Origin of the sequence: Stenotrophomonas sp. MH181796 (assembly GCF_009659995.1) — a bacterium.
GTDB lineage: Bacteria > Pseudomonadota > Gammaproteobacteria > Xanthomonadales > Xanthomonadaceae > Stenotrophomonas > Stenotrophomonas riyadhensis.
Map to the genome: position 1 here is coordinate 149,571 of NZ_RAHU01000004.1, position 26,683 is coordinate 176,253.

Below are 26,683 nucleotides of genomic sequence, written 5' to 3' on the forward strand. Positions count from 1 at the left end.
GGTATCGCCATGAACAAGTCCACCCGCGTTCTGCTTGTTTCCCTGCTGTCTGTGGCCGTCCTGGCCGGTTGCTCGAAGAAGGTGAAGGAAGAGCCGGCAGCCCCGGTCGGCACCGGCACCTCGACCACCACCCCGACCGCTCCGTCGACCTCCGGCCTGTACGGCCCGGGCGACCTGGACACCGACGCTTGCCTGCGCCAGCGCGTTGTCTACTTCGACCTGGACAAGGAAGACGTGAAGCCGGAATTCCAGGCCATCATGGCGTGCCACGCCAAGTACCTGCGTGACCGTCCGTCCTCGCGCATCACCCTGCAGGGCCACACCGACGAGCGCGGTTCGCGCGCGTACAACCAGGCCCTGGGCGAGCGTCGTGGCAACGGCGTCAACTCGGCCCTGCAGGCCAACGGTGGCTCGGCTTCGCAGCTGACCGTCGTGTCCTACGGTGAAGAGCGTCCGGTCTGCACCGAGTCGAACGAGTCCTGCTGGTCGCAGAACCGTCGCGTCGAAATCGTCTACACCGCGCAGTAATCCATGCGCATTGGCATCAAACTGATGCTGGTCGTTGCGGCAGCCCTCGTGGCTGCCGCACCGGCGCATGCACAGCGACAGAGCCTGGCTGACCGCGTCGGCGCGCTCGAGCAGCAGATGTACAACAACAGTGCCAACCAGGACCTGTTGAACCAGATCAATCAGCTGCGGCAGCAGGTCACCAGCCTGCAGGCCTCGATCGAGCAGTTGCAGCACGACAACGCCCAGCTCAAGCAGTCCGCCCAGGACCAGTACCTGGATCTGGACAGCCGCCTGAACCGGTTGGAAGGGGGCAATGCCGCCCCGGCCCTGCCGCCCGTTCCGGCGAGCGCGCCGAAGGCCGCCCCGGCCCCGGCAAAACCCGCAGCGGCGGCCACTTCCGAGCGGCCGCCTTCCGTCCATGGGGATGCCGGCAGCCTTGCCGCCACCGGCGACGAGCGCACTTCCTACAACGTCGCCTTCGATTCGCTGAAGGCCGGCAAGTACGATGATTCGGCGCAGCTGTTCCTGAGCTTCCTGCAGCTGTACCCGAACGGCGTCTATGCGCCGAACGCGCTGTACTGGCTGGGCGAGAGCTACTACGCCACCCGCAATTTCCCGATGGCCGAGACCCAGTTCCGTGAACTGCTCTCGCGCTATCCGACCCACGACAAGGCCGCTGGCGGCCTGCTCAAGGTCGGCCTCTCGCAGTACGGCGAGGGCAAGGTCGACCAGGCCCAGCAGACGCTGGAGACCGTCGTGGCACAGTACCCCGGCTCGGACGCCGCGCGTACCGCGCAGGACCGCCTGCAGTCGATCCGTCTCGGCAAGCAGATCCGCTGATCCGCTGACCGGGCGTACAATATGTGTCCTGTAGAGCCGAGCCCACGCTCGGCTGCTTTCGTTTCCGGTTCGGCAAACCTGCCCGGATCCGGCAGCGCCGGGCCATGCCCGGCGGCTCGCATTACCGGCTGGGCCACACCCGACCGGCCGCTGTTGTAGAGCCGGGCCATGCTCGGCTGCTTTCGTTACCGGCCACGGTAGCCCACCCGCCACGTGTCCCACCAAGAAGTCCCCGCCATGATCGCCGTTACCCCGTCCAGCGCCGCCGCCACGCCCAGCGAGATCGTGCAGTCGCCGCTGCCACGCCTGAAGATCACCGAGATCTTCACCTCGCTGCAGGGCGAAGCCGATACCGCCGGCTGGCCGACCGTGTTCGTGCGCCTGACCGGCTGCCCGCTGCGTTGCCAGTACTGCGACACCGCCTATGCCTTCCACGGCGGCACCTGGTGGGACATCGACGACATCGTGACGGAGGTGCTGGCCCAGGGCGTGCGCCACGTCTGCGTGACCGGTGGCGAGCCGCTGGCACAGAAGCGCTGCCTGGTACTGCTGCAGAAGCTGTGCGACGCCGGCATGGACGTCTCGCTGGAAACCTCCGGCGCGCTGGACGTCAGCGCCGTGGACCCCCGGGTATCGCGCGTGGTCGACATCAAGACCCCGGGTTCGGCCGAAGTGGCGCGCAACCGCCTGGAAAACCTGCCGCTGCTGACCGCGCGCGACCAGATCAAGTTCGTCATCTGCAACCGCGAGGATTACGACTGGGCCAAGGCGATGGTGGCCGAGCACGATCTGGTGAAGCGTTGCACCGTGTTCTTCTCGCCGAGCAAGGGTGAGATCACCGCGCGCCAGCTGGCCGACTGGATCGTCGAAGACCGGCTGCCGGTGCGCTTCCAGATGCAGTTGCATAAAATCCTGTGGAACGACGAGCCGGGCCGATGAGCCGGCGCAGCGTTCCCTGATGTAGCTCCGGCGCGGGACAGCGTGCTGGCTTTCCCCTCCCAACCGGATGTTTTACCCATGAAGAAGGCAGTCGTGCTTCTCTCCGGCGGCATGGATTCAGCCGCCGTCATCGCCATGGCCCAGGAACAGGGCTTCGCCGTGCATGCCCTGAGCGTGCGCTACGGCCAGCGCCATACCTCCGAACTGGATGCCGCCGCCCGCGTGGCCAAGGCCCAGGGCGTGGTCGCGCACAAGACCGTGGACGTGGACCTGCGCAGCATTGGTGGCTCGGCGCTGACCGACGATATCGACGTGCCCGAGGCCGGCGGTGCCGGCATCCCGGTCACCTACGTACCGGCGCGCAACACCATCATGTTGTCGCTGGCGCTGGGCTGGGCCGAAGTGCTTGGCGCCAACGACATCTTCTGCGGCGTCAACGCCGTGGACTACTCCGGCTACCCGGACTGCCGCCCAGAGTTCGTGGCCGCGTTCCAGGCACTGGCCAACCTGGCTACCAAGTCGGGCGTGGAAGGCGCAGGCATCAAGGTGCACGCGCCGCTGCAGTTCCTCAGCAAGGGCCAGATCGTCAGCGAAGGCGTGCGTCTGGGCGTGGACTTCGGCCTGACCGTGTCCTGCTACAACGCCGACGCCAACGGCGCCGCCTGTGGCCACTGCGATGCCTGCCGCCTGCGCGCGCAAGGCTTTGCCGAAGCCGGCGTCGCCGACCCGACGCTGTACGCCTGACCGCGTCTGGTAGAGCCGGCCGCTGGCCGGCTTCCCTGATGGGTGTGAATTCCAAGATGGTGGGTGCGAACTGCTCCTCGGTGGGTGCGAACCTTGGTTCGCACTCCCTGACCCGCCGGGCAGGTCTGACTATGGTGGGTGCCAACCTTGGTTGGCACTGTCTGCCAGGCAAGGCCCGGCGTTATCTCTGCCGCAACCACCCCGACGCGTCAATAAACGCCCGCACCGCCCCCGGGTCGGCATAGTCCAGCTCGATCATCCGCGCGATCGCCGCCTTCTCATCAGCCTGCTGTCGCATGTACTCCTGCGCGATGCGATACCCGGCGTAATAGCCCACATCACTCACCCCGAACGGATTGCGGGCGCTGTTGTACAGCCAGTTGTCCAGGTCATCGCCGTCCATCTCAGCGATGAAGCGCGTGCGGATTTCCGCCTCGTGTGTTGCGCCGTAGTCGTAGAAGGGCAATGCCGGCCGGCGCCCGCTCAGTCGCTCGGCCACATACTCGGCAACACCCTCGCGTACCGCGTACTGGGCCAGGCTGCCGGTGGTCTCGCGCTGCTGGGTATGTACGTACTCGTGCAGGTTGTTCTGCGCGTTGTTCGCCCCCGGGCGGCTGTCGTAGAAGATCCGCAGGCGGCTGCGCATCGGCTCCGGCAGCTCGCTCACGTCCACGCGTTCATCGCCCAGCGCCATCTCCGCGCCGATCAGCACCTTGTCACCCAGCGTGGTGCCGCCGGTGCGCAGCACACCGACCGCGTAGGTGATGGTGGCCGGGCGCAGCGCCGGGTAAAGCTCCCGGAACGCGGCCAGGTCCCGTTCCAGGGTGGCGCTGGCCTGCTGCGCGTTGGCGGTCAATGGGCGTACCGACGTCCAGAAGCGCGGCCACGCACGCATGGCCTCGGCGTACTCGCGGGCGGTGTAGTGGCGCACCTGCATCAGTGCACGCAGGCCAGGGCTGCCCGGATCGATGTAGCGCTGCTGGACGAGTGCCACCTGGCGTTCGACGTCGGGCTCGGCGCGCACCGCGTCATAGGTGGCCCAGAAGCGGCCGATATCATCGGTGACGACCTGGGAAGGGGCGGCCAGTACCGAACATGGCAGCAACAAGGCAGCAATCAGGCTGACGATCAGACGCATCCATGGCTCCGGGGAAGGATCACAGATGGGATGCGACGGCGGCCCGGAAGGTTTAAGCGGGCTCACCAGATCGGGTAGTGCCGGCCGCTGGCCGGCACCTTCGGCACACCCGGGCTTCGCGCTGCCCGCCAAAGTAGGGTAGAATGCCCACCCCGCCGAAAGGCTGGGGCAGTGCAATGGGCCGTTAGCTCAGTCGGTAGAGCAGAAGACTTTTAATCTTTTGGTCGAAGGTTCGAATCCTTCACGGCCCACCATTGCATCCAATGACCCAGGTCATTCAGAAAGGCACCGCCAAGCGGTGCCTTTTTTGTTGCTCCCGGTGCCGGGCTCCTACTTCGTCCGCGCTCCCTTTGCCGTTGCGGCTGCTGCGTCAGCAGCCTCCTGTGCAGCCGTTGCTGCGGCATTCGCAGAGCGCTCGATCGCGACGCGTTCCGCCTCGAAATCGGCCCGGCGCTGTGCACTCATCCTGCGCTCCAGTTCCATCGATGCGACGAAGCTCTCCGGATACTTCGAGGCACAGGCCTGTTGCACCAGCTGCACCGCGTGATCGGACAACCCCGGCTGGATATGACCCAGCAGGCAGTCCGCATACGACGCAGATGTGGATTGGCTCCCTGTGGGTTGCGGTGAGCCTGCGGCAAGGGCAACAGCAATCAATGCACTCAACATCGAAACCTCCTTGTAGTGGTCGGCTAGGGCGGCTGGGGCTGTCAGCTTCGAGCATAGCGCCATCCTGGCCCGTCGTCGCTCGGCGGGCGCATCATGGTTCCAGCACGCATGGACCAGAATCGAGCGTTCGGCAGGGATGTGCCTTCGCGTGAATCCATCGCATTGCAGTGCGACCCACCCGGCTCGAGGCCCTGACGCTATGCTCGGCACTTTCCCAGGATGGGCCGTCCCATGCGTCTGATCGTGCTGTCGCTGTTGTTGTCCGTCGTCTCCGCCGCACCGCTGATGGCCGCCGAAACCACGTCGCCCGCTGCCGCCACACCCCTGGTGATCGGCGAGACCTTCACCATTGAGTCGAAGGTGCTTGGCGAAACCCGTCGCATCAATGTCTATCGCCCGCAGCCATGGGGCCTGGACCCGAAGGCGCCGTTGCCGGTGTTGTACATGCCCGACGGCGGCATCGGTGAAGACTTCCTGCATGTGGCCGGGCTGGTGCAGGTGCTGAGCGGCAACGGCAGCATGCGTCCGTTCCTGCTGGTTGGCATCGAGAACACCGAACGCCGCCGCGACATGACTGGCCCCAGCAAGGACCCGCAGGACCAGAAGATCGCGCCCCGCATTGGGGGATCGGCGGCCTACCGCGCGTTCCTGCGCGATGAACTGATGCCACAGGTACGCCAGCGCTACCCGACCACCGACGAGCGCGCGCTGATCGGTGAATCGCTGGCCGGCCTGTTCGTGGTCGAGACGCTGCTGCAGGAGCCAACACTGTTCAACAGCTACATCGCGCTGGACCCCAGCCTGTGGTGGAACCGTGGTGCAATGCTGGCCGGGGCGGCCAAGCAGCTGCCGGCGGTGACGCGTGCGCAGCCGCGCGTGTTCCTGGCCAGCAGTGGGCAGCCGGAGCTGGCCGCATCCACTGCACGACTGGCCGAGTTGCTGCAGCAGTCATCGCCATCTCCGCTGGTGAAGTACCTGCCACTGCCGGAGGAAACCCACGCGACGATCTATCATCCGGCCGCATTGCAGGCGCTGCGCACGCTCTTCCCGGCGCCGTCCCCGGCCTCGCCCTGACCGCACTGGCACCGTGTCGCATGCCATGCAAGGATGCGGCAGCGGTGCCATCCGGTGCGCCGCCCGCAACGGGAGCGTGTGGATGCAGCGTGTGCGTGGATGGAGTGTGGCGGCCTGCCTGGCCGTGAGTGGCTGTGCGATGTCGGTGGCGCCGCCGGCAGCGCAGAGTGAAGCGAAGGAGAGCGCGGCAGCCGCTGCGCCAGGCGTGGTGCTGCCGGATACGGAAGCGTTGCGCATACATGACCCCATGGGCCGCGACTATCCGATCTGGGTGGCGCTGCCGGCCGACTATGCCGCGCACCCTGAAAAGCACTATCCGGTGCTGTACGTGACCGATGCGCTGTACAGCTTCCCCTTGGTGCGCAGCGTGCGCAACATGGTCGGGCAGAAGGGCGTCAACATCGAGGATTTCATCCTGGTCGGTTTGCCGCCGCAGGAGGGGCTGACGTCGAAGCAGAGCCGCTCGCGTGATTACACCCCCAGCAATCCGGCGCGCACCGATCCGCGTGACTACAGCGATGACGTCAGCTATGGCGGCGCCGCACACTACCGCGATTTCCTCGCCGAACGCGTGTTGCCGATGATCGATGCGCGCTACCGCACCGATCCGGCGCGACGCGCCTATGCCGGCCATTCCTATGGCGGCCTGTTCGGTGCCTACGTGCTGACCACGCGTCCGGACATGTTCCGGACCTACATCCTGTCCAGCCCGTCGCTGTGGTTCGACAACCACTTTGTGCCGCGCCTGCAGGCCGAGGCCAAGGCGCCTGCGCAGCCGACCACGGTGGTGCTGTCAGTCGGCAGCTTCGAGACGGTCAAGCCCGAACCGCGCTACTTCACCCGCAACGACATGCTGCGCCACAACGCCGAATTCGCCGAGCAGCTACGCGCCAGCGGGCATTCGTTGAAAGTGGAGAACATGGTGATCGATGACGAGGACCACTTCACGGTCTACCCGGACATGATCACCCGCGCGTTGTTGAAGGTGTTCCCGGGTACCGGGCCGTACAGCAGCGGTTGACGACCGGTTGCATCCACGCATGGCGTGGATGATTGCCTCAGGCCGCGCTGGCCTGCGGCGGCGGTATCAACGTGGCATCCGCTGCATGGCGGAAACACAGGCGGATGGCATCGAGCAGTTCGCTCATGCTGTACGGCTTGGGCAGGAAGTGGATGCCGGCGCGCAGCTGCGGCAGCACGCGGTGCTGGTCCATGCCGGAGGTGACCAGGATCGGCAGCTGCGGCAGGTGCTCGCGCACGCGGTTGGCGGTTTCGATGCCGCTGATGCCGCCCAGGCAGACGTCGGTGAACAGCAGGTCGAATGGTTCGCCGGCGTTGAGCAGGCCCAGTGCGGCCTCGGCGCTGCTGACAGCGGTGACCTGGCAGGCCTGGCTTTCCAGGGCGAGGCGACTGAGTTCCTGGGTTTCCTCGGCGTCCTCGATCAGCAGGACGCGCGGTTCCACAAAGCGCTTGGACAGCAACATGACGCGGCAACTCCGGACAACAGGGGGAGCGAAAGGCGCGCAAGTATGCGCAAGCCGGTAGTGAGCCCGGCGTGCACGGCAAGCTAAGTGGGCGTTACAGCCGCCCGCGCCGCTGGCGGCGCACGTGCCAGGCCAGCACCAGCACCGCCAGCAGGGCCGTGCCGATGCGCAGGCTGGTGGCCTGCCAGCCGAGCGCGACGGCGTCATCAAGGCTGAACACATTCCAGGCCAGGTTCATCGACACGTGCAGGACCAGGCCACACCAGAGGGTGTCGCCATCCAGATGGTCCAGCCAGGCGAAGATGAAGCCGCCCAGGGCGATTACCGCGCCAATGAACAGCGCGATGCCGCCACCGTTGAAGCCGCCGAAGCCGAGCCAGTGCACCATGCCGAACAGCAATGCCTGCGGCAGCGCGAGCAGCGGCCACGGACCACGCACGATCTTCACCAGCAGCACGAAGCCCAGGCCGCGGAACAGCACTTCCTCGGCCAGCGGGAACAGCACGCCCAGCATCGTGGCATCCAGCGTGGTCAACGCCGTGTTCGGGGTACCGAGCAGCGCCAGGCCCAGCCAGCACGGCAGGCTGGCCAACAGCACCCACATCGGGCCTCCCCAGCCATTTCCGCGCAGCCCGAGGCTGGCCGACAGACCCATGCCACGGGGCCGCAGCAGCGCGGCCAACAGTAGTGCCGCCAGCACCGCCAGCGCATTGTCCAGCAGGCTGCCGCCGTAGGGCATGGGCAGGGCAGGAATCGGAGTCCCTGCGGCCGCGGCGATATCGCGCAGGTTCAGGCCCAGGCCAACGCCCAGCAGGACCAGCAGCAGGCGCGCGGTGGTGGGCAGGCGGGACAACGCGGTCATGTACGCACTCCCTGCGGAACAGGGGCCCAGTGTGTGCGACTGCCGCCGCATCGGCGTGCGTCGGAAGTCCCTGTGCCATCGGTCATGCGTTGCCGCACAGTCATCACCGCACAGGTACAGTCGATGCAGGACCGACAGGAGCAATGCCGATGCTGTGCCCCGTGTGCAAGACCCAGACCCTGCAGATGGCCGAACGCCATGGCATCGAGATCGACTATTGCCCCGGCTGTCGGGGCGTGTGGCTGGATCGTGGTGAACTGGACAAGATCATCGAGCGCGCCGGCGCCGGTGCGGCCGTGCCGCCGCCCGCGCCTGTACAGCAGCATCCGGCATCCTCTCCGCCGCCGGTGATGCACCGTGATACCCGCCACTTGGGCCAGCGCTACGAGGACAATCGGGGCCACGGATACAAGAAAAAGAAGAAGGACAGCTTCCTGTCGGAGCTGTTCGACTTCTAGGCGCTTCGCGCTTTGTGGAGTCGAGCCATGCTCGACTGGCTGTTGCCGCCAATAGTCGAGCATGGCTCGACTCTACAGGGGGCGCGTGATCACGTCCGCCGCAGGATGAACTCGCGGTCGTGGGTGTCGCCGACGATGAAGTCGTACTCGCCGACCTTGTTGCAGCCGTAACGCGCATAGAAGCGCTGTGCGCCGAAATTTTCTTCCCACACGCCCACCCACAGGGTGCGGCGCTGCGGTTGGTCCAGCCACGCCATGAACGCGTCCATCAGGCGTGCACCGTGGCCGCCGTTCTGGTGTGTGGCCAGGATGTAGAACCGCTTCAGTTCGATGTCGCCCTCGCGTGACTCGGCATGCGGCAGGGTGTTGGCACCGGCGGCCAGATAGCCGACCACCGACTCACCGTCCATCAACAGCCAGATGGCACTGCGTGGATCGGACAGTTCGATGCGCTGCGGCTTGCTGCTGTAGTGGTCCTGCAGGAAATCGTGCAGCTCCTGCGGCGGATACGAGTCGCCCCAGGTTTCGTTGTAGGTGGTGATGGCGATCGCCGACAGGGCGTCGACATCGGCAAGGGTGGCGCGGCGGATCTGCAACGACATGGCGGGGCCTGCAATGGAGCGTGGCGCAGTGTAGCCGGCCCCGGCGACTGCCGGGGCTGGCCATTGCTCACGAACCGCTGCTCAGAACCACATGCGCACGCCGGCCACCCAGCGTGTGTCGCGCGCGTGGTCACCGGCGTAGTCGGCGGTGTCGCCAAACGTGCGTTCGTGGCTGATGCCGATGTACGGCGCGAAGCGGCGGCTGAACTCATAGCGCAGGCGCAGACCGGCCTCCACCTTGTTCAGTCCGCGACCGATGCCGTACTCCGGTTCATCCTTGGCCGCGACGGTGGCTTCCAGCAGCGGCTGCAGAATCAGGCGGTTGGTCAGCAGCACGTCGTACTCGACCTCGGCCTTGGCCAGCACCTGGCCGCCGGAGCCCATGTACAGCGTGGCCGAGCTTTCGAACTTGTACGGCGCCAGGCCCTGGATGCCGACCGCTGCCCAGGTGCGCGAGTCGGCCGGGCGGAAGTCCTGGCGCACGCCGACCAGCACGTCCCACCACGGCGACACGCTGCGGCCATACAGCGCTTCCAGTGACGACGATTCGGTGCGGCCACGACTGCGTTCGCCATCGGTGCGCAGCCACAGGCGGTTGATGTTGCCGCCGATCCAGCCAGTGGCCTCCCAGGCCTGGCCGTTGCTGCTCTTGCCGTCCCAATGCTCAAGCCGGTCGATCAGCAGCAGGCTGTTGATCTCTGGCGCATGCTCCATCGCACCGTGGGCGATGGGCGGGAAGGCAGCGGCACGGTCAGCATCGGTCGGGACCGGGATCGGCTCGCGCGGTTCGGTGGGCGCGGGCGCGCCGTGACCCATCGCCGCATGATCCATCCTGGAATGGTCCATCTTCGAGTGATCCATGGCTGAGTGGTCCATCGCGCCCGAACCCATCTTCGAATGATCCATCTTCGAATGATCGACAGGTTCGACCGGTGCCTTCACGGTCTTCGCCGGCGGATCCATCGCGGCCATGTCATGACCAGCGTGCGACTGCGCGAACACCGGCAATGCGGCGGCCAGGCCCAGGGCCAGCAGGCTGGGGGAAAGCAGTGAGCGGCTCATTCTTCGATCCTCACTTCGCGCATCATGCCCGCTTCCATGTGGTACAGCAGATGGCAGTGGTAGGCCCAGCGGCCGAGCGCATCGGCGCGCACGCGGTAGCTGCGGCGGGTGCCGGGCGGCATGTCGATGGTGTGCTTGCGCAGCTGGAACTCGCCCCGCGCGTTTTCCAGATCGCTCCACACGCCGTGCAGGTGGATCGGGTGCTGCATCATGGTGTCGTTGACCAGCACGATGCGCATGCGCTCGCCGTAGTTCAGCCGCAGCGGTTCGGCGCTGGCAAACGGGATGCCATCGAACGACCAGGAGAATTTCTCCATGTGGCCGGTCAGGTGCAGCTCGATCTCACGGCTCGGCTCGCGGCCATCCGGGTCTTCGAACAGGCTGCGCATCGCGCCATAGGTCAGCACCTGGCGGCCGTTGTCGCGCAGGCCGATGCCGGGGTCGTCCAGCTTTGGTTCGGTAGCCGAACTCTGCATGTCCACCAGCGGGTTGTTGCGCTCGCTGGCCGGGTGCTTCGGTGCCTTGCTGGCGGTATCGGCGCCAGCCTGTGCCCCGTGGCCCATGCTGGCGCCGCAGCCGCCTTCCATGCCCTTCATCGCGGCCATGTCGTGGCCACCACCGCCCATGTCATGGCCCGACATGCCATGGCCCATGTCGGCCATGGTCAGCAGCACGCGTGGGTCGCGCTCGGGAATCGGCGCCTGCAGGCCGTGGCGAACCGCCAGCGTGCCGGCGGCGTAGCCGGTGCGGCCCATGTCCTGGCAGAAGATCGTGTAGGCATCCTGGCCGCTCGGTTCGACGATCACATCGTAGGTTTCGGCCGGGGCGATGCGGAACTCATCGATGCTCACCGGGTGGATGTACTGGCCATCGGCGGCGACCACGGTCATCTTCAAACCAGGAATGCGCACGTCGAAGTAGGTCATCGACCCGCCATTGATGAAGCGCAGCAGCACCTTCTCGCCACTGCGGAACAGCCCGGTCCAGTTGCCCGCCGGGGCGGTGCCGTTCATCAGGTAGGTGTAGGTGTTGGCGTTGACGTCGGACAGGTCGGTCGGCGTCATCCGCATCCGTCCCCACATGCCGCGGTCAGACAGCGCCGCCGACCAGCCGTCGCGCTTCACGTCGCGCAGGAAATCCGGCAGCGTGCGCATGTAGTAGTTGTCGTACGCCGCCAGCTTCTTCATGCGGCGGAACAGCGCGCCCGGGTCCATGTCGGTCCAGTCGGACAGCATGATCACGTGCTCGCGGTCGTGCCGGTACGGCGCCGGCTCGGCGGGGTCGATGATCAGTGCACCGTACAGGCCGGCCTGCTCCTGGAACATCGAGTGGCTGTGGTACCAGTAGGTGCCCGACTGCTTCAGCTCGAAGTGGTAGTGATAGGTCTCACCGGGGCCGATGCCGTTGAAGCTCAGGCCGGGCACGCCGTCCATGTTGGCTGGCAGCAGGATGCCGTGCCAGTGGATCGAGGTCGGATGGCGTTCCAGCGTGTTGCGCACGAACAGGTCCACAGTCTGGCCTTCGCGCCAGCGCAGGATCGGTGCCGGCAGCGAGCCGTTGACGGTGATCGCCGGGCGGGTGCGGCCGGTGAAGTTGGCCAGCGATTCGCCGATGGCCAGTTCGATGCGGGTGTCGCTGAGCACGGCGGGGGCGCCGGCCAGCCGTGGGGCGGCCGTGGCGGCGGCGAGCGCGCGCTGCGGAACGCCGACAGCGGCGATGCCGGCAACCACGCCGCCGGCGGCCAGGCCCTGCACGAACAGGCGGCGCGACGGCATGGGCACAGCGCCCGGACCGGGGGGAATGCGGGTATTCATGGTGGTGACTCCAGACACGTAAAGACGCCGGCAGGCGGCCGGCTACGGTGCGCAGGGCGCACGGTGCGTGTGGAATCAGCCGATGGGAGGACGCGAGATCGGCGGCAGCGGCGGCGCCGGACGGCCAGTGGCCGGCATCGGCTGCGGGGCCAGCGACAGCGCCGGGCCGGCCATGACCGGCAGCGGCAGTACCATCAGCAGCGGGTGCTGGGCACAACTGCGCACGCAGTCCTTGATCTGGCAGTGGGCGTCGTGGGCGGGCGCCTTGGCCTGCGGGGCCTCGTCGGCCTGCATACCCGCGTGGTGGTGGCAGTCGGCAGTGTCGCCATCAACAGCAGTGGCTGCGGCGTGGGCCATCCGGCCCATTTCCTCGTGACCGCTGGCCATGGCCGCGTTCAACCCGTTGAGCAACAGGCTGAGCATGAGCACGACACGGAGCAGAGTCGAGGCCAGGGACATGGCGCTAATCTAGCTGCAAGCGAGCGCGGATGCACTTCCGGCTGAATGGCCGGTTCAAGGTTGGAGCAGCACCAATGTATGTAGAGCCGAGCCCATGCTCGGCTGTCGTCCCCGCAGAAGCAGCCGAGCGTGGGCTCGGCTCTACAAGGGCAGCAGCGTAGGAGTAGCGCCGGGTCATGCCAAGCGAGCGCGAAGCGCGGCCGATCCACGGGCCGCCGGGCATGGCCCGCCGCTACCCTTCTTCGCGCACGATCTCGACCAGGCGCGGGCCGTAGCGGCTCAGCTTGGTGCCGCCGATGCCGCCGACCCGGGCCAGTTCGTCCAGGCTCGTCGGGCGCTGTTCGGCGATGTTGCGCAGGGTGCTGTCGTGGAAGATCACGAAGGCCGGCACGTTCTGTTCGCGGGCCAGTTCGGCACGCAGGCCGCGCAGCGCGTTGAACAGCGCCAGATCCTGCGGCAGCACCGACAGGCCGGTGCGCTGCGCGCTGCGCTCGCGGCCGCTGGTGCTGCTGGCCGGATCGCGGCGCATGCTGATCTGGCGGCGGCCGGTCAGCACGTCGCGGCTGGCGTCGGTCAGGCGCAGGCCACCGTGGCCCTCGCTGTCCACTTCCAGCAGGCTGGCGGCAACCAGCTGGCGGAACACGCTGCGCCAGGTGCGCGCGTCGAGGTCGCGGCCGATCGCGTAGGTGCTGAGCTTGTCGTGGCCCTGCTGCTTGACCTTCTCGTTCTCGCTGCCGCGCAGGACGTCGATCAGGTGGCCGACGCCGAAACGCTGGCCACTGCGGTAGACGCAGCTCAGCGCCTTCTGCGCCGGAATGGTCGCGTCCCACGAGGCCGGCGGCGTCAGGCAGTTGTCGCAGTTGCCGCAGGGCTGGGGATAGGTCTCGCCGAAACCGGCCAGCAGCACCTGGCGACGGCACTGCATCGACTCGCAGTAGCCCAGCAGGTGGTCCAGCTTGGACCGCTCCAGCTGCTTGCGCTCTTCGCCGGCTTCGGACTGCTCGATCATCTGCTTGAGCAGCACCACGTCGCCCAGGCCGTAGCACAGCCAGGCCTCGGCGGCCTCGCCATCGCGGCCGGCGCGACCGGTTTCCTGGTAGTAGCCTTCCATCGACTTGGGCAGGTCGGTATGCGCGACGAAGCGCACGTCCGGCTTGTCGATGCCCATGCCGAAGGCGATGGTGGCGCACATCACGATGCCGTCCTCGCGCAGGAAGCGGCGCTGGTTGCTGGCGCGTACTTCCGGTGGCAGGCCGGCATGGTAGGGCAGGGCGTTGAAGCCCTGGCCGCAGAGGAATTCGGCGGTCTCTTCGACCTTGCGCCGCGACATGCAGTAGACGATGCCGGCCTCGCCACGGTGGCCGCGCAGGAAATCGGTCAGCTGCTTGCGGGCGTTGTCCTTCTGCACCACGGTGTAGCGGATGTTGGGGCGGTCGAAGGAGCTGACGAAGTGGCGTGCTTCCTGCAGATCGAGGCGCTCGGCGATCTCGCGCTGGGTCGGCGGATCGGCGGTGGCGGTCAGCGCGATCCGCGGGATCTGTGGCCAACGCTCGTGCAGCACGGTCAGCTGGCGGTACTCGGGGCGGAAATCATGGCCCCACTGCGACACGCAGTGTGCTTCATCGATGGCGAACAGGGCGATCTGGCTGCGCGACAGCAGCGACAGGAAGCGGCCGGTCAGCAGGCGCTCGGGGGCGACATAGAGCATGTCCAGCTCGCCCGCGAGCAGTTCGCGCTCGACGCGGCCAGCGGTCTCGGCGTCCAGGGTCGAGTTCAGGTACTCGGCACGCACGCCGAGCTGGCGCAGGGCCTCGACCTGGTCCTGCATGAGCGCGATCAGCGGCGAGATGACGATGCCACATCCGTCACGCAGCAGGGCCGGGACCTGGTAGCACAGCGACTTGCCACCGCCGGTGGGCATCAGTACCAGGGCATCATGACCGGCAGCCACATGCTCCACGATGTCCTGCTGCGGACCACGGAAATCGTCGTAACCAAAGACGCGTTGGAGCAGGTCGTGCGCGGGACGGGAAGGCATCCGGCTAGTTTACCTCCCGGAGGCGGCGGCAGGGCTGCGCCCTGCACCTGCTACAAGCCAGAGCAACGTCAAAGGCAACAGCCGGCTCTGGGGTGTCTTCTGGCTGGGCGGGGCGGTGTGGGCTTGCAGGACACGCCGTAAACCCGTCCTTGGGGGCTCGATGGCGCCATCCATGGCGCCAACGGTCCTGCAAGCCCACACCGCCCCACCCCCGACAGTTTCCCGGTGACGGTGGATCCATCCACGCCATGCGTGGATGAAATCTGTCAGATATCGACAAACAAAATGGGGTCAGATCCGTTTTCCTGCGGAAAACGGATCTGACCCCAAGCAATGCCCTGGCAGATCGCGAAAATCTGTCGAAGGCGGGGTGGGTCCGGTTGAGGGGGTGTGAGCGGCATGGATGCCGCGACCAAGCCCCCATGGACGGATTTACGGCGTCCCCCTCAACCGGACCCACCCCGCCAACCTTCAGGAAACTGGCTTTTGCTCTGGCTCTGGCTTGAAGGCTTCGGCGGGTGCAGGGCTGCAAGCCCTGCCGCCCCCAACCCTTACTGCAGCAGGGAACGCAGCATCCAGGCGTACTTCTCGTGAGTCTGCAGGCGCTGGGTCATCAGATCCTCGGTCGGCGCGTCGTCACCCTTGGCCGCCACCTCCAGCACTTCACGTGCCGTACGGCAGACCGCTTCGTTGGCGACCACCAACTGGCGTACCATTTCACGCCAGTCCGCACTGTCGGTCAGGCCCGGTTCCTCGGCGATCGAGGTCAGCGCAGCGAATTCCCGGTAGGAGCCCGGGGCATTGAAGCCCAGCGCGCGGATGCGCTCGGCCACGTCGTCCAGTGCCGCCCACTGCTCGGTGTACTGCGTCTCGAACATGGTGTGCAGCGAGTTGAACATCGACCCGGTCACGTTCCAGTGGAAGTTGTGCGTCTTCAGGTAGAGCGTGAACGCATCGGCCTGGAAGCGCGACAGACCGTCGGCGATCTTCTTGCGGTCGCCCTGGGTGATCCCGATATCGATGTTCGGCGCCGACGGTGCCGCCGCTGCAAGCTTCTGCTTGCCGGTCTTGGCCTTGGTCGTGCTCTTGGTCTTCGCCATGGGGTTCCTCCTTGTGGAATCGTTGGCCTTCACAATAAACCGGTCGTGATGACTGGTCGCTTTCAAAGTTTTGAACGAACCGATTGATGAACTCTATCGATAAAAATCCGCCGCCCCGCCTGCGCCAACAGCGTGCCGCCATCGACGGCGCCATGAGCCGCGACCGGGGCCGTTTGCTGGGAATGCTCTCGCGTTGCCAGGCCAAGCCACAGGATGCGGTGCTGGCCGCCACCTTCGAGCAGGCCTTGCAGGCGTCGGTGCAGCGCCGGCAGGTCCGGGCGCAGCAGCAGCCGTCCATTACTCTGGACCCGCAGCTGCCGATTGCGCGTGAAGCCGACGCCATCATCGGGTTGATCCGCGACCACCAGGTCGTGGTGATCGCCGGTGAAACCGGCTCGGGCAAGACCACCCAGCTGCCGAAACTGTGCTTGGCCGCAGGCCGTGGCCAGGCCGGCATGATCGGCTGCACCCAGCCGCGACGGATTGCCGCGCGTGCGGTGGCCAGCCGCGTGGCGCAGGAACTGCAGAGCGAACTGGGCCAGCTGGTCGGCTACCAGGTGCGCTTCAACGACAAGGTCAGCGAAGACAGCCGCATCAAGTTCATGACCGACGGCATCCTGCTGGCGGAAATCGCCAGCGATCGCTGGTTGTCGAACTACGACACGATCATCGTCGACGAGGCGCACGAACGCAGCCTCAACATCGACTTCCTGCTGGGCTACCTGAAGCAGCTGCTGCGCAAGCGCCCGGACCTGAAGCTGATCGTCACTTCGGCCACCATCGACACCGAACGCTTCGCCCAGCATTTCGACAATGCGCCGGTGATCAGCGTCGAAGGCCGCACCTATCCGGTGGAAGTGCGTTACCGCGCGCTGGAAGGCGAGGGCGAAGAGCAGGGCGAGCGCACCGTCAACGACGCCATCGTGTCGGCCATCGACGAGATCACCCGCCTGGATGGGCGCGGCGACGTGCTGATCTTCCTGCCGGGTGAGCGCGAGATCCGCGATGCGCACCAGTCGCTGGAACGGCGCAAGTACCGCAACACCGAGGTGCTGCCACTGTACGCGCGCCTGTCCAACCAGGACCAGGACCGGGTGTTCAATCCCGGGCCGAACCGGCGCATCGTGCTGGCCACCAACGTGGCGGAAACCTCGCTGACGGTGCCGCGCATCCGCTACGTGGTCGATCCGGGCTTTGCCCGCGTCAAGCGCTACAGCCCGCGCAACAAGCTGGACCGCCTGCACATCGAGCCGATCTCGCAGGCCAGCGCCAACCAGCGCAAGGGCCGCTGCGGCCGTATCGCCGAGGGCATCTGCTACCGCCTATATGCCGAGGCCGATTTCCAGGCGCGGCCGGAGTTCACCGATCCGGAAATCCGCCGCTCCAGCCTGGCCGGGGTGATCCTGCGCATGCTGCAGCTGGGCCTGGGCCGCATCGAGGAGTTCCCGTTCCTGGAAGCGCCGGACGAACGCGCGGTGGCCGATGGCTGGCAACAGCTGACCGAACTGGGCGCGATCGACGCCGAGCGGCGCATGACCACCATCGGCAAGCAGATGGCACGCCTGCCGGTGGACGTGAAGCTGGCGCGCATGCTGGTCGCCGCGCAGGCCGCCGGCTGCCTGCGGCCGATGCTGGTGATCGCCTCGTTCCTGGGCATCCAGGACCCGCGCGAGCGCCCGCCCGAAGCGCGTGGCGCGGCCGACAGCGCGCATGCGCAGTTCGCCGATGGGCGGTCCGAATTCGTCGGCGTGCTGCGCCTGTGGGATGCCTATCGGCAGGCTCACGAAGACCTGACCCAGTCCAAGCTGCGCGACTGGTGCGGTCGCCATTTCCTCGGTTTCCTGCGCATGCGCGAATGGCGCGAGCTGCATCGACAGCTGCGCCTGCTGTGCGAAGAACTGGGCTGGAAGGAAGAGGCCAACGAGGCCTCGATGGCGCCGTTGCTGGCTGGCAGCAGTGCACCGGCTCCGGCGCGCGATGACGCCGCTGCAGTGAAGGCCACCCGTGGCCAGCTGCACCGTGCCGCGCGCCTGGCCCGCGAAGGCAAGGCCGAGGCGGCCCCGGCGCCAGTGCCCGTGCGCGCGCAGAAGGAACAGGCACCGGTTGGCGGCGGTTTCAGCGAACGCGTGCGTGCCGCTGCGTACCAGACCCTGCATCGGGCGCTTGTGGCGGGCCTGCCGACGCAGATCGGCCACCGCACCGAGAAGGGCGATTTCCAGGCGCCACGCCAGCGCCGCTTCCTGCCGTTCCCGGGTTCGGCGCTGTCCAAGCGGCCGCCGCCGTGGCTGCTGGTGGCCAACCTGCTGGATACGCAGAAGGTGTGGGGCATGACCCTGGCGGCGATCGAGCCGGACTGGGTGATCGCCGAACTGCCGCACCTGCTGCTGCGCAAGCACTTCGATCCGCACTGGTCGCGCGCGCAGGGCCAGGTGCTGGCCTCCGAGCAGATCAGCCTGTTCGGCCTGGTGCTGGCGCCGAAGAAGCCGGTGCACTACGGCCGCATCGCGCCGGGCGAAGCGCACGACATCTTCGTGCGCCAGGCACTGGTGACCGGTGAGATCAACACCCGCGCCAGCTTCGTGGCCGACAACCAGAAAGTGCTGGAGATCGCCCGCGAGGAAGAAGCCAAGCTGCGCCGTGCTGGCATCGTTGCCGACGAGGACTGGCAGGCGCGCTGGTACCTGGACCGGGTGCCGCCGCAGATCCATTCGGCGGCGGGGCTGGACACCTGGTGGAAGGGGCTGGCGCCGGAACAACGCAAGACCCTGCACTGGTCCCTGGTCGATCTGTTGCCGGGTGAGGGCAGCGAACAGGAGCGCTATCCGAAGTACCTGCCGCTGGGCCAGGCGCGCCTGCCGCTGCATTACCGCTTCGAACCGGGTGCCGACGACGATGGCGTGACCCTGGACGTACCGCTGCACCTGCTCAACGCACTGGACCCGGTGCAACTGGGCTGGCTGGCGCCGGGTTTCGTCGCCGACAAGGCCTCGGCACTGATCCGCAGCCTGCCCAAGGCGATGCGCCGCAACTACGTGCCGGCACCGGACTTCGGCCGCGCGTTCTACGAGGCGTTCCCGCAGCCCAGCGCCGATGCCATTACCGGCGAACTGGCGCGCTTCCTGTCACGTGCGACCGGCGCAACGGTGACCGCGCTCGATTTCGAGCCTGGTTCGATCGAACCGCACCTGCACATGAACCTGCGGCTGCGCGACGAGCAGGGCAAGGTGCTGGCGACCTCGCGCGATCTGGACGCACTGCGCGCGAAATTCGGTGGTCGTGCCGGCGATGCGTTCGCTGCACGCGCTGGGCGCGAGATGGCCGCCGATGGCCTGCGCACGTTCCCGGCCACGCCGATTCCGCTGCAGGTACCCGGTGAAGCGGGCGTGCCGGCCTATCCGGCGCTGCTGGACGAGGGCGACAGCGTGGCGCTGCGCATCTTCGCCGATCGCCAGCAGGCGCAGGAGGCCCATCCGCTGGGCGTGCGCCGGCTGCTGGAGATTGCCCTGGCCGAGAAGGTGAAGCAGGCGCGCAAGCAGCTGCCGGTCGGTGCCAAGACCGGCCTGTTGTATGCGGCGATCGAGTCGCAGGAGCGCCTGCGTGGCGACCTGGTCGATGCGGCGATGAACGCGGTGCTGGCCGAGGGCCTGGAAGACATCCGCGATGCGGCGGCCTTCGAACAGCGACGTGAGCATGCGGCCAAGGCGTTGTTCGGCGAGGCCATGTCGCGGCTGAAACTGGCCGAGACCATCCTGGCGCTGGTGGCGGAACTGAAGCCGATGCTGGAAGCACCGTTGATGGGCTGGGCGCGCGGCAATCTGGACGACATGGAAGCGCAGCTGGTCGGCCTGATCCATCCCGGCTTCCTGCGCGATACGCCGGCTGACGCGCTGGCACAGTACCCGCGCTATCTGAAGGCGATGATCCTGCGCACCGAGCGCGCCAAGCGTGATCCGCCACGTGACCAGGCACGCATGCTGGAACTGCATCCCTTCCTGGAAGCGCTGGAAGCGGGGGAGCAGCAGGGACTGCGCGAGCGCCCGCAGTGGCAGGCCCTGCGCTGGGACCTGGAAGAGCTGCGGGTATCGCTGTTCGCGCAGGAGCTGGGTGCACGCACCGGCATCTCGGCGAAGAAGCTGGCGCAGCGGGTGACCGCACTGCGCCAGGCGTGAATCCTGTCCTGTAGCGCCGAGCCGAGCCGATGCTCGACTGCTGGCGATGGACGATCGCGTTCCATCGGAAAGCAGCCGAGCATCCGCCAGGCTCCACAGGACAGGCAATCCGTTACTTGGTACGGCGTACCTTCGGTTGTACGTTCACGCCTTCGATCTTCATGTACCAGACACCGAGCATTCCGGGCTTGATACTGACGTTTGGCGACTGCTTGCGCACCCCAGGGGTCGTGGACGTGTCGGTCTGCTCCCATTCCTGGCCGTTGTCCAGCACGTAGATGCGGCCCTTGCCGAAGCCGCGGAACTCGCCCTGCAGCACACCGGTGATCGGTTCGCTGCTGCCGAAATCGAAGAAGCCGCGGTTCTTCACGATCACTTCCTGACGGCCTTCCTCGCGCGCCGTTTCCCGTACGGCCGCAACCGCCTGGGTGGTGGCCGCTTCGACCTTGCCCTGCAGCCAGCGGTTCAGCGTGGCCAGTTCCTGCGCGTTGAGCTTGTCCAGGCCGGCCGCCTTGAACTCGGCCGGTGACATCTGCTGCTGCAGGTCACCCTCCACCACGCGCTGGGCCAGCGCAGGCGCCGACAGGGACAGCAACAGTGCGGCACAGGCCAGCAGCCGTAGACGGAAACGCGGGACGATCGAGGACATGTCGGGACTCTCCTGGGTTTGCCCGCGAGTGTAGCGGCATGTCTTCATGCCGGGTGATGGTGGCCGCGGTGATTGTCCCTGAACGGCGCCGGCGCTAGTGTAGGGGCCTCTGTCTTGCCTGCTCGATGCTGTGAACCGCGCTTCCGTCCCCGGCCTGGATGCCTTGTTGAACCGCCCCTCGGCAGCCGTGCTGCCTGCTCCGCTGCGCCAGGCCCTGCGCGGGCACTGGGAAGCGCCGGACTGCGACCATCAGATGCGCGCCAGCTGGTCGGTGCTGGGCGACACCCTCGACGCACTGGCGATGCTCTCGGCCGACGAAGGCGCGGTGGTCGCGGCCCTGCTGTTCGATCTGCCCGGCCTGCGCGCCAGCCTGGAGCAACTGCCGCTGGGCAACCACAAGGCCGCAGTGATCGGCCTGCTGGATGGCCAGGATGCGGCCGACCCGGTCTGGGCACTGCATGCCGGACGTGAGGCAGGGCGCAACAGCGAGGGCCTGCGCCGCCTGCTGCTGGCGATCATCCGTGACCTGCGCGTGGTGCCCATCCTGCTGGCGCGGCAGCTGGCGCGCATGCGCGCGGCCGACAAGCTGGACGATGAGCAGCGTCGCGCGCTGGCGCAGCTGACCCGTGACATCCATGCACCGCTGGCCAATCGATTGGGCATCTGGCAGCTGAAATGGGAGCTGGAGGACCTGGCGTTCCGCCACCTGGAGCCGGAGACCTATCGGCGCATCGCCCGCGAGGTCGACGAAACCCGCATCGCCCGCGAGCGCTACGTCGAGAACGTCAAGAAGGTGCTGTCGCGCGAACTGGTCGCGCAGGGCATCAAGGCCGAGGTCAGTGGCCGCCCGAAGCACATCTACAGCATCTGGCGGAAGATGCAGAAGAAGCGGCTGGCGTTCGACCAGCTGTACGACATCCGCGCGGTGCGGGTGATGGTCGATGATGTCGCCGCCTGCTATGCCGCGCTGGGCGTGGTGCATGCGCTGTGGGCGCCGGTGCCGAGCGAGTTCGACGATTACATCGCCCGGCCCAAGGCCAACGACTATCGCTCGCTGCATACCGCCGTGGTCGGTCCGGAAGGCCGCACCATCGAAGTGCAGATCCGTACCCACGAGATGCATTCGCAGGCCGAGCTGGGCGTGGCCGCGCACTGGAAGTACAAGGAAGGCGGCAAGGGCGCGGAAAAGTCCTTCGACCGCAAGATCACCTGGATGCGCCAACTGCTGGAGCAGGCGCAGGATGGGCAGGGCAATGAACTGGCCGGGGCGCTCGATGCCGAACTGACCGAGGACCGGGTCTATGCGCTGAGCCCGAAGGACGAGGTGCTGGACCTGCCGCAGGGGGCCACGCCGCTCGATTTCGCCTACCAGGTGCACACGATGGTGGGCCACCGTTGCCGTGGTGCGAAGGTCAATGGCCGTATCGTGCCGCTGACCTACCGCCTGCGCAGCGGCGACCGCGTCGAGATCCTGACCGGCAAGGAGGCCGACCCGCGTCGCGACTGGCTGATGCCGGCCAACGGCTTCCTGGCCAGCAACCGCTCGCGCGAAAAGGTGCGCAGCTGGTTCCACAAGCTGGATCGCGCGCGCAACGTGCAGGCCGGCCGCGAACTGCTTGAGCGCGAACTGAAGCGGCTCGGCCTGCAGCATTCGGACCTGTCGGTGGCGGCGAAGAAGTTCCATGCCGACAGCGTCGACGATCTCTACATCCAGGTGGCGCTGGGTGATACCGGCCCGAACCAGGTCAGCCGTACCCTGCTGGAGGCGGAGCGTGCGGCCAGCCAGCCGGCACCTGCGCCGAGCCTGCCACGCCCGACCGCGCGCCGCGAGAACCTGGGCAAGTCCAAGTTCACCGTGCAGGGCGTGGGCAACCTGCTGGTACAGCTGGCGCGTTGCTGCCAGCCGGTGGCCGGCGAACCGATCGTCGGCTACCTGACCCGTAGCCGGGGTGTCACCGTACATCGTGCAGACTGTGCTGCGCTGGCCCGGCTGGCAGCCACCAGCCCGCAGCGCATCCTGCCGGTGGAGTGGGGCCAGGCCGGCGGTGGCTACGAGGTGGACGTGGTGGTCACTGCAGTCGACCGCCGCTGGCTGCTGAAGGACATCACCAACCTGATCGCCCAGGAAGACGCCTACGTGCTCGACATCCACAGTGACAACGTGCGCAACAGTGGCCGTGCCCATCTGCGCCTGCGCCTGAAGGTGAGCGACTACGGCCAGCTGTCGACCCTGCTGGGCAAGCTGGATGCGCTGCCCGGCGTGAGCGAGGCGCGTCGCCTCGGCTGAGCTTCACGCTGCCCCGGCTACCCTGCACGCATGGAACGCGAGCCTCCGCATCGCCCGCATGGCGCTGAACATCCTGCGCTGGACCGCGTCCGCCGCGAAGGCCGTTGGTGGTGGCTGCAGGCCCGCCACGCGCGCCGGGTGTGGCGCTGGGCGCTGGTCGCAGCGCTGGCGGTGTTCGTGCTGCTGGTGCTGCTGCGCAAGCCGTTGGCTGACTGGTTCTGGGATGAACCGCAGATCGAACAGCTGCTGGTCGAGGGCGATCGTGCGCTTGCCAGCGGCCGACTGAGCGCGGCCGACGGCAGTGGCGCACGCGAACGTTACCAGGCCGTGCTGGCATTGGATGGCGACCGTCCGCAGGCCCGTGAAGGCCTGGCACGAACGGCCGCCGCCGCCCTGCAGCAGGCCCGCGACAAACTTGAGAGCAATGATCTCGACGGCAGTGCGCAGGCGCTGGCACTGGCCCGCGAACTGCAGGTGCCGCAAGGCGATGCAGATGCCGTCGCCCGCCAGTTGCAGGCACGTCGCAGTGCCGGGGCGGGCATCGGTGCGCTGCTGGCGCTGGCCCGCAATGCCCTCGCTGCCGGGCGGCTCGACGATGGCGACAGCAGTGCACTGCCGCTGTTCCAGCGCATCCTGGCACTGCAGCCAGACAACCTGCCGGCGCTGGAAGGGCGCGAAGATGCACTGAGCGATCTGCTGCAGCATGCGCGTACGCTGGCCGGGCGCGGGGACCTGGCCGAAGCCGCTGCGATCGTGCAGCGCGCGCGCCAGTTCGATGCCGGCCACGCCGATCTGCCCGCCAGCCAGGAGGCGTTGGCGCGGGCAGTCGATCAGCGCCTGAGGCAGGCGCAACGTGCATTGCAGCGGCGGCAGCTGGACGTGGCGGCCAAGGGGTTCCTGGCGGTTCTTGGGGTGGCGGCCGATGATCCCAATGCCCAGCGTGGCCGCGAACAGGCGTTGCAGGCCGTACTGGCACGCAGCCAGAAGCAGGCCGACGACTTCCAGTTCGAGGCGGCGCAGGCGGATGCAGCGCTGGCGGAAGAACTGGGCGCCTCGCCGGCCGCACGACAGCAGCTCGCACAGCGTCTGCAGCGCGCACACCAGGCGCAGAAGGCGCTGCAGCAGCCGTCGGTCAGCAACACGCAGCGCGAGCGCCAACTGCGCGACCACCTGCGCAGGATCGAGCGCGCCGAACGCGCTGGGCAGTGGATCAGTCCGCCCGGCCACAGTGCGTTCGACGCGTTGCGCGAAGCGCAGTCACTGGCGCCACGCGATGCACGGGTGAAGGCCGCTGCAGCCCGCCTGTTGCCGGCCAGCCGAAGTTGTTTCGACGACAACCTGCGGCAGAATCGCGTGCAGGCGGCCGGTGCCTGCCTGCAGGCGTGGCAGACCCTGTCGCCGACCGCGGCTGGACTTCCCGCGGCACGCCTGCGCCTGGCCCAGCGCTGGCTGGCGATCGGCAGCGAACGGCTCGGCAATGGAGACCTGGCGTTTGCCGCACACGCTGCCGAACAGGCCCGGTTGCTGCAACCGGACCTGGCCGAGCTGCCGGCGTTCGAAGACCGCCTGCGCCGCGCCGGCGGTCGCCCGGATTAGGTGAAGAACACCCGCTGCACGGTCGCGCGGGCAGCGTCGAGGGAGAAGTGCTCTGCGATGTTGGCCAGGCCGGCGTCGGACAACTGCTGCCACAGCTGCGGATCCTGGTACAGGCGGACCACCGCATCGGCGAAGCCCGCCGCATCATCGGCCACCAGTACGTCCTGGCCCGGGTGCAGGTGCATCCCTTCCACGGCGCAGGTGGTACCGACCACCGGCTGGCCATGGGCCATGCTCAGGTTGATCTTGCCCTTCACGCCGGCGCCGAAGCGCAGTGGCGCGATGGAAATGCGGGCACCGTCCATGTAAGGCGTGATGTCCTCGACGAAGCCATGCATCTGCACGCCCGGCTGGCGAGCGGCCAACGCCAGCAGCGATTCCGGCGTGGCGGCACCGATGCAGTGCAGGCGTACCTCGGGCAGACGGGCGCGGATGCCGGCAAAGACTTCGCCGATGAACCACTCCATGGCATCCAGGTTCGGCGGATGGCGGAAGCCACCGACGAACACCAGGTCATGGCGCTGTTCGAACGGCTTGCCGGCACCGGCGAGGTCATGCAGGTTGGAGATCAGTTCCACCTGCACGGCGGGTGCGTCGGCCTGCAGCTGCTCGCGCTCGGCGGCACTGACCAGCACGGTGATGTCGCACTGCTCCATCACCGCCAGTTCGCTGGTACGGGTGCGCTCGGCGGCCCGTAGCAGGCTGGTGTCGCCGGCGACTTCGGCACCGCGGCGTTCGCGCAGGTAGTGCAGGTCCACGGTGTCGAATACCGTGCGTGCCTGCGGGGCATAGCGCTTCAGCAGCGGCAGGCACTCGTGGGCAACATGATGGCGGACCAGCAGCGCCACGTCGAAGCGCGCACCGTGCGTGCGCAGCCAGCCGGCCACGCCATCAATGAACGGCGCGTACCAGACTTCCACGCCCATCCGCTGCAGCGCCTCGGTGGCAGCGCCGCCGTGTTCGCGGCGGGTGGGGACGAACACCACGTGAGCGCCGCCCTGCAGCAGCAGGCGGATCAGGTTGACCTGGCGCAGCGAGGCGGAATCGCGATCGGGCCTCGGGACTTCCTCATCGAGGATCAGCACCTGGCGGCGGCCGCGCTGCAGCAGCGCAGGCGACGGCACCGCACCCACTGCAGGATGGTGGGCCAGCTCGGCCGCCCACTTGGTCGCAAAGATGGCCTGGTTGCGCACCTGGTAGGCCTTCACCCCGCTGCCGGTATCGGTGCCGTTGCTGGTGCCTTCATCGTGGACCACGCGGCTGGCCGGCTGCACCAGCACTCGCAGGCCCTGGGCGCGAACGCGGAAAGCCAGATCGGTGTCCTCGTAGTACGCCGGCTTGTAACGGGTATCGAAGCCGCCCAGCTGCTGCCAGAGGGCGCGCGGCAACATCAGCGCCGCGCCGGAGCAGTAGTCGACGTCACGCAGGCTGGCAAAGCGCGGGTCGTCGGCGGCCTCGAAGCGGCCGTAGCTCCAGCCGCTGCCGTCGGCGAAGATCACGCCCCCCGATTCCTGCAGTCGGCCATCCGGGTACAGCAGTTGGCTGCCGACCAGCCCGGCCTCGGGGGTATTGGCGAACGTGTCCAGCAGTGCATCCAGCCAGCCCGGCTGCGGCACCGTATCGTTGTTGAGCAGCACCACGAAGCGGCCGCGTGCGCGTGCGACGCCGTCATTGCAGGCTTCGATGAAGCCGCCATTGCGCTCACGTACCTCATAGCGCAGTCCGGCCACCTGTGGCATCCACTGCGGGGTGGTATCACTGCTGCCGTCATCCACCACCAGGATCTCGCAGGCCGCCGCCGGCGGGTGCGCTGCCAGGGCGCGCAGGCAGGCCAGGGTGTGGCCGACGTGGTTGTAGACCGGGATGACGATGCTCACTTCCGGCGTTTCACTGAACGGCACCGTGAAGGGGGCGAACGCTTGTTCCGGTGGCAGGAACAACGGCGTGCGTGGGGCGGGGACGGCGCGCTGGGTGTGCACGCGGATGCGCTGCCAGGTCGCCCGCCACCCACGGGTACGCAGGCTGGCCAGGCTCCGGCGGGCCAGGCCCGACAGGCGGTTGATCAGGTATCGGATCTCGGCCAGGGACATCGCCATCCGGTTGCAACTCCAGCTTAAGCAGGGGAACCCGGGAGAATCCGCCAGCCGCAGCGGCTGGGGTAGACTCGCCAGACCTTACATTCTCGCATC

Annotated in this window: 22 protein-coding genes and 1 tRNA gene; 11 read left to right on the forward strand and 12 right to left on the reverse strand. The window is 67.4% G+C overall.

What is annotated here, in order from left to right; genetic code table 11:
* The first annotated feature begins 9 nt into the window (after positions 1-9).
* The 4 genes from pal to queC all read left to right on the forward strand — a co-directional run bounded on the left by pal (position 10) and on the right by queC (position 3,033).
* Positions 10-528 carry a peptidoglycan-associated lipoprotein Pal gene (gene pal / locus D5301_RS11015; protein ID WP_153855708.1) on the forward strand — a complete coding sequence of 173 codons (519 nt, stop codon included), beginning with the start codon at positions 10-12 and terminating at the stop codon, positions 526-528.
* A 3-nt stretch (positions 529-531) separates the two neighbouring features.
* Positions 532-1,350 (forward strand): tol-pal system protein YbgF, encoded by an 819-nt coding sequence (ybgF, locus tag D5301_RS11020; RefSeq protein WP_054172360.1) that lies wholly within the window; start codon positions 532-534, stop codon positions 1,348-1,350.
* Positions 1,351-1,587: 237 nt separating this feature from the next.
* Positions 1,588-2,289 carry a 7-carboxy-7-deazaguanine synthase QueE gene (queE, locus tag D5301_RS11025; protein ID WP_153855709.1) on the forward strand — a complete coding sequence of 234 codons (702 nt, stop codon included), beginning with the start codon at positions 1,588-1,590 and terminating at the stop codon, positions 2,287-2,289.
* A gap of 78 nt (positions 2,290-2,367) precedes the next feature.
* Positions 2,368-3,033, forward strand: coding sequence for a 7-cyano-7-deazaguanine synthase QueC (queC, locus tag D5301_RS11030; RefSeq protein WP_014038216.1), 666 nt, complete (start codon positions 2,368-2,370; stop codon positions 3,031-3,033).
* Between the two features lie 181 nt (positions 3,034-3,214).
* On the opposite strand, the gene D5301_RS11035 is transcribed toward queC, so the two are convergent.
* A complete protein-coding gene (locus D5301_RS11035) occupies positions 3,215-4,171 on the reverse strand; it encodes a DUF2268 domain-containing putative Zn-dependent protease (protein WP_153855710.1) in 957 nt (318 codons plus the stop codon).
* A gap of 178 nt (positions 4,172-4,349) precedes the next feature.
* On the opposite strand from D5301_RS11035, the gene D5301_RS11040 reads away from it, so the two are divergent.
* Positions 4,350-4,425 (forward strand) — tRNA-Lys (locus tag D5301_RS11040).
* A 76-nt stretch (positions 4,426-4,501) separates the two neighbouring features.
* Here D5301_RS11040 and D5301_RS11045 read toward each other — a convergent pair.
* The gene (locus D5301_RS11045; RefSeq protein WP_153855711.1) at positions 4,502-4,840 is read right to left on the reverse strand and encodes a hypothetical protein; all 339 of its coding nucleotides are present in this window, start codon (positions 4,838-4,840) and stop codon (positions 4,502-4,504) included.
* A gap of 231 nt (positions 4,841-5,071) precedes the next feature.
* Here D5301_RS11045 and D5301_RS11050 point away from each other — a divergent pair, with 231 nt between their 5' ends.
* Both D5301_RS11050 and D5301_RS11055 read left to right on the forward strand, forming a co-directional pair.
* Entirely contained in the window at positions 5,072-5,914 is an 843-nt protein-coding gene (locus tag D5301_RS11050) for an alpha/beta hydrolase-fold protein (protein WP_153855712.1), read from the forward strand.
* An 82-nt stretch (positions 5,915-5,996) separates the two neighbouring features.
* Complete coding sequence (locus D5301_RS11055; RefSeq protein ID WP_153855713.1) at positions 5,997-6,935, forward strand: alpha/beta hydrolase-fold protein; 939 nt, start codon at positions 5,997-5,999, stop codon at positions 6,933-6,935.
* Between the two features lie 37 nt (positions 6,936-6,972).
* Here the strand turns inward: D5301_RS11055 and D5301_RS11060 are convergent, their stop codons facing one another.
* The gene (locus D5301_RS11060) at positions 6,973-7,398 is read right to left on the reverse strand and encodes a response regulator (protein WP_049400506.1); all 426 of its coding nucleotides are present in this window, start codon (positions 7,396-7,398) and stop codon (positions 6,973-6,975) included.
* Positions 7,399-7,492: 94 nt separating this feature from the next.
* On the reverse strand, positions 7,493-8,260 hold the full coding sequence (locus D5301_RS11065; RefSeq protein ID WP_153855714.1) for a CPBP family glutamic-type intramembrane protease: 768 nt from the start codon (positions 8,258-8,260) through the stop codon (positions 7,493-7,495).
* 149 nt (positions 8,261-8,409) lie between these two features.
* Between D5301_RS11065 and D5301_RS11070 the strand changes: the two genes are divergently transcribed.
* Positions 8,410-8,718 (forward strand): zf-TFIIB domain-containing protein, encoded by a 309-nt coding sequence (locus tag D5301_RS11070; RefSeq protein WP_132810656.1) that lies wholly within the window; start codon positions 8,410-8,412, stop codon positions 8,716-8,718.
* Between the two features lie 89 nt (positions 8,719-8,807).
* Here the strand turns inward: D5301_RS11070 and D5301_RS11075 are convergent, their stop codons facing one another.
* The 6 genes from D5301_RS11075 to D5301_RS11100 form a co-directional block, all read right to left on the reverse strand.
* Entirely contained in the window at positions 8,808-9,320 is a 513-nt protein-coding gene (locus tag D5301_RS11075) for a GNAT family N-acetyltransferase (RefSeq protein WP_153855715.1), read from the reverse strand.
* An 81-nt stretch (positions 9,321-9,401) separates the two neighbouring features.
* On the reverse strand, positions 9,402-10,382 hold the full coding sequence (locus tag D5301_RS11080) for a copper resistance protein B (protein WP_153855716.1): 981 nt from the start codon (positions 10,380-10,382) through the stop codon (positions 9,402-9,404).
* Positions 10,379-12,196, reverse strand: coding sequence for a copper resistance system multicopper oxidase (locus D5301_RS11085; protein WP_153855717.1), 1,818 nt, complete (start codon positions 12,194-12,196; stop codon positions 10,379-10,381). The genes D5301_RS11080 and D5301_RS11085 overlap by 4 nt, the downstream gene beginning before the upstream one ends.
* Before the next feature lie 75 nt (positions 12,197-12,271).
* Positions 12,272-12,655 (reverse strand): CopL family metal-binding regulatory protein, encoded by a 384-nt coding sequence (locus tag D5301_RS11090; protein WP_153855718.1) that lies wholly within the window; start codon positions 12,653-12,655, stop codon positions 12,272-12,274.
* 232 nt (positions 12,656-12,887) lie between these two features.
* Positions 12,888-14,693, reverse strand: coding sequence for a DNA helicase RecQ (gene recQ, locus D5301_RS11095; RefSeq protein ID WP_153855719.1), 1,806 nt, complete (start codon positions 14,691-14,693; stop codon positions 12,888-12,890).
* A gap of 551 nt (positions 14,694-15,244) precedes the next feature.
* A complete protein-coding gene (locus tag D5301_RS11100; protein ID WP_005410730.1) occupies positions 15,245-15,793 on the reverse strand; it encodes a Dps family protein in 549 nt (182 codons plus the stop codon).
* Positions 15,794-15,879: 86 nt separating this feature from the next.
* Between D5301_RS11100 and hrpA the strand changes: the two genes are divergently transcribed.
* Positions 15,880-19,962 (forward strand): ATP-dependent RNA helicase HrpA, encoded by a 4,083-nt coding sequence (gene hrpA, locus D5301_RS11105; RefSeq protein ID WP_153855720.1) that lies wholly within the window; start codon positions 15,880-15,882, stop codon positions 19,960-19,962.
* A gap of 112 nt (positions 19,963-20,074) precedes the next feature.
* On the opposite strand, the gene D5301_RS11110 is transcribed toward hrpA, so the two are convergent.
* Positions 20,075-20,611, reverse strand: coding sequence for a hypothetical protein (locus tag D5301_RS11110; protein ID WP_153855721.1), 537 nt, complete (start codon positions 20,609-20,611; stop codon positions 20,075-20,077).
* A gap of 130 nt (positions 20,612-20,741) precedes the next feature.
* On the opposite strand from D5301_RS11110, the gene D5301_RS11115 reads away from it, so the two are divergent.
* Positions 20,742-22,898, forward strand: a complete 2,157-nt coding sequence (locus D5301_RS11115; RefSeq protein ID WP_248858109.1) for a bifunctional (p)ppGpp synthetase/guanosine-3',5'-bis(diphosphate) 3'-pyrophosphohydrolase — start codon at positions 20,742-20,744, stop codon at positions 22,896-22,898.
* A 30-nt stretch (positions 22,899-22,928) separates the two neighbouring features.
* Positions 22,929-24,494, forward strand: a complete 1,566-nt coding sequence (locus tag D5301_RS11120; protein ID WP_153855723.1) for a hypothetical protein — start codon at positions 22,929-22,931, stop codon at positions 24,492-24,494.
* On the opposite strand, the gene D5301_RS11125 is transcribed toward D5301_RS11120, so the two are convergent.
* Positions 24,491-26,590 carry a glycosyltransferase gene (locus D5301_RS11125; protein WP_153855724.1) on the reverse strand — a complete coding sequence of 700 codons (2,100 nt, stop codon included), beginning with the start codon at positions 26,588-26,590 and terminating at the stop codon, positions 24,491-24,493. The genes D5301_RS11120 and D5301_RS11125 overlap by 4 nt on opposite strands.
* Positions 26,591-26,683: the final 93 nt, after the last annotated feature.

Excerpts from the sequence above, each read along its gene's own strand:
- pal (WP_153855708.1), top strand. The coding sequence starts at position 10 with ATGAACAAGTCCACCCGCGTTCTGCTTGTTTCCCTGCTGTCTGTGGCC.
- ybgF (WP_054172360.1), top strand. The coding sequence starts at position 532 with ATGCGCATTGGCATCAAACTGATGCTGGTCGTTGCGGCAGCCCTCGTG.
- queE (WP_153855709.1), top strand. The coding sequence starts at position 1,588 with ATGATCGCCGTTACCCCGTCCAGCGCCGCCGCCACGCCCAGCGAGATC.
- queC (WP_014038216.1), top strand. The coding sequence starts at position 2,368 with ATGAAGAAGGCAGTCGTGCTTCTCTCCGGCGGCATGGATTCAGCCGCC.
- D5301_RS11035 (WP_153855710.1), bottom strand. The coding sequence starts at position 4,171 with ATGCGTCTGATCGTCAGCCTGATTGCTGCCTTGTTGCTGCCATGTTCG.
- D5301_RS11045 (WP_153855711.1), bottom strand. The coding sequence starts at position 4,840 with ATGTTGAGTGCATTGATTGCTGTTGCCCTTGCCGCAGGCTCACCGCAA.
- D5301_RS11050 (WP_153855712.1), top strand. The coding sequence starts at position 5,072 with ATGCGTCTGATCGTGCTGTCGCTGTTGTTGTCCGTCGTCTCCGCCGCA.
- D5301_RS11055 (WP_153855713.1), top strand. The coding sequence starts at position 5,997 with ATGCAGCGTGTGCGTGGATGGAGTGTGGCGGCCTGCCTGGCCGTGAGT.
- D5301_RS11060 (WP_049400506.1), bottom strand. The coding sequence starts at position 7,398 with ATGTTGCTGTCCAAGCGCTTTGTGGAACCGCGCGTCCTGCTGATCGAG.
- D5301_RS11065 (WP_153855714.1), bottom strand. The coding sequence starts at position 8,260 with ATGACCGCGTTGTCCCGCCTGCCCACCACCGCGCGCCTGCTGCTGGTC.
- D5301_RS11070 (WP_132810656.1), top strand. The coding sequence starts at position 8,410 with ATGCTGTGCCCCGTGTGCAAGACCCAGACCCTGCAGATGGCCGAACGC.
- D5301_RS11075 (WP_153855715.1), bottom strand. The coding sequence starts at position 9,320 with ATGTCGTTGCAGATCCGCCGCGCCACCCTTGCCGATGTCGACGCCCTG.
- D5301_RS11080 (WP_153855716.1), bottom strand. The coding sequence starts at position 10,382 with ATGAGCCGCTCACTGCTTTCCCCCAGCCTGCTGGCCCTGGGCCTGGCC.
- D5301_RS11085 (WP_153855717.1), bottom strand. The coding sequence starts at position 12,196 with ATGAATACCCGCATTCCCCCCGGTCCGGGCGCTGTGCCCATGCCGTCG.
- D5301_RS11090 (WP_153855718.1), bottom strand. The coding sequence starts at position 12,655 with ATGTCCCTGGCCTCGACTCTGCTCCGTGTCGTGCTCATGCTCAGCCTG.
- recQ (WP_153855719.1), bottom strand. The coding sequence starts at position 14,693 with ATGCCTTCCCGTCCCGCGCACGACCTGCTCCAACGCGTCTTTGGTTAC.
- D5301_RS11100 (WP_005410730.1), bottom strand. The coding sequence starts at position 15,793 with ATGGCGAAGACCAAGAGCACGACCAAGGCCAAGACCGGCAAGCAGAAG.
- hrpA (WP_153855720.1), top strand. The coding sequence starts at position 15,880 with ATGAACTCTATCGATAAAAATCCGCCGCCCCGCCTGCGCCAACAGCGT.
- D5301_RS11110 (WP_153855721.1), bottom strand. The coding sequence starts at position 20,611 with ATGTCCTCGATCGTCCCGCGTTTCCGTCTACGGCTGCTGGCCTGTGCC.
- D5301_RS11120 (WP_153855723.1), top strand. The coding sequence starts at position 22,929 with ATGGAACGCGAGCCTCCGCATCGCCCGCATGGCGCTGAACATCCTGCG.
- D5301_RS11125 (WP_153855724.1), bottom strand. The coding sequence starts at position 26,590 with ATGGCGATGTCCCTGGCCGAGATCCGATACCTGATCAACCGCCTGTCG.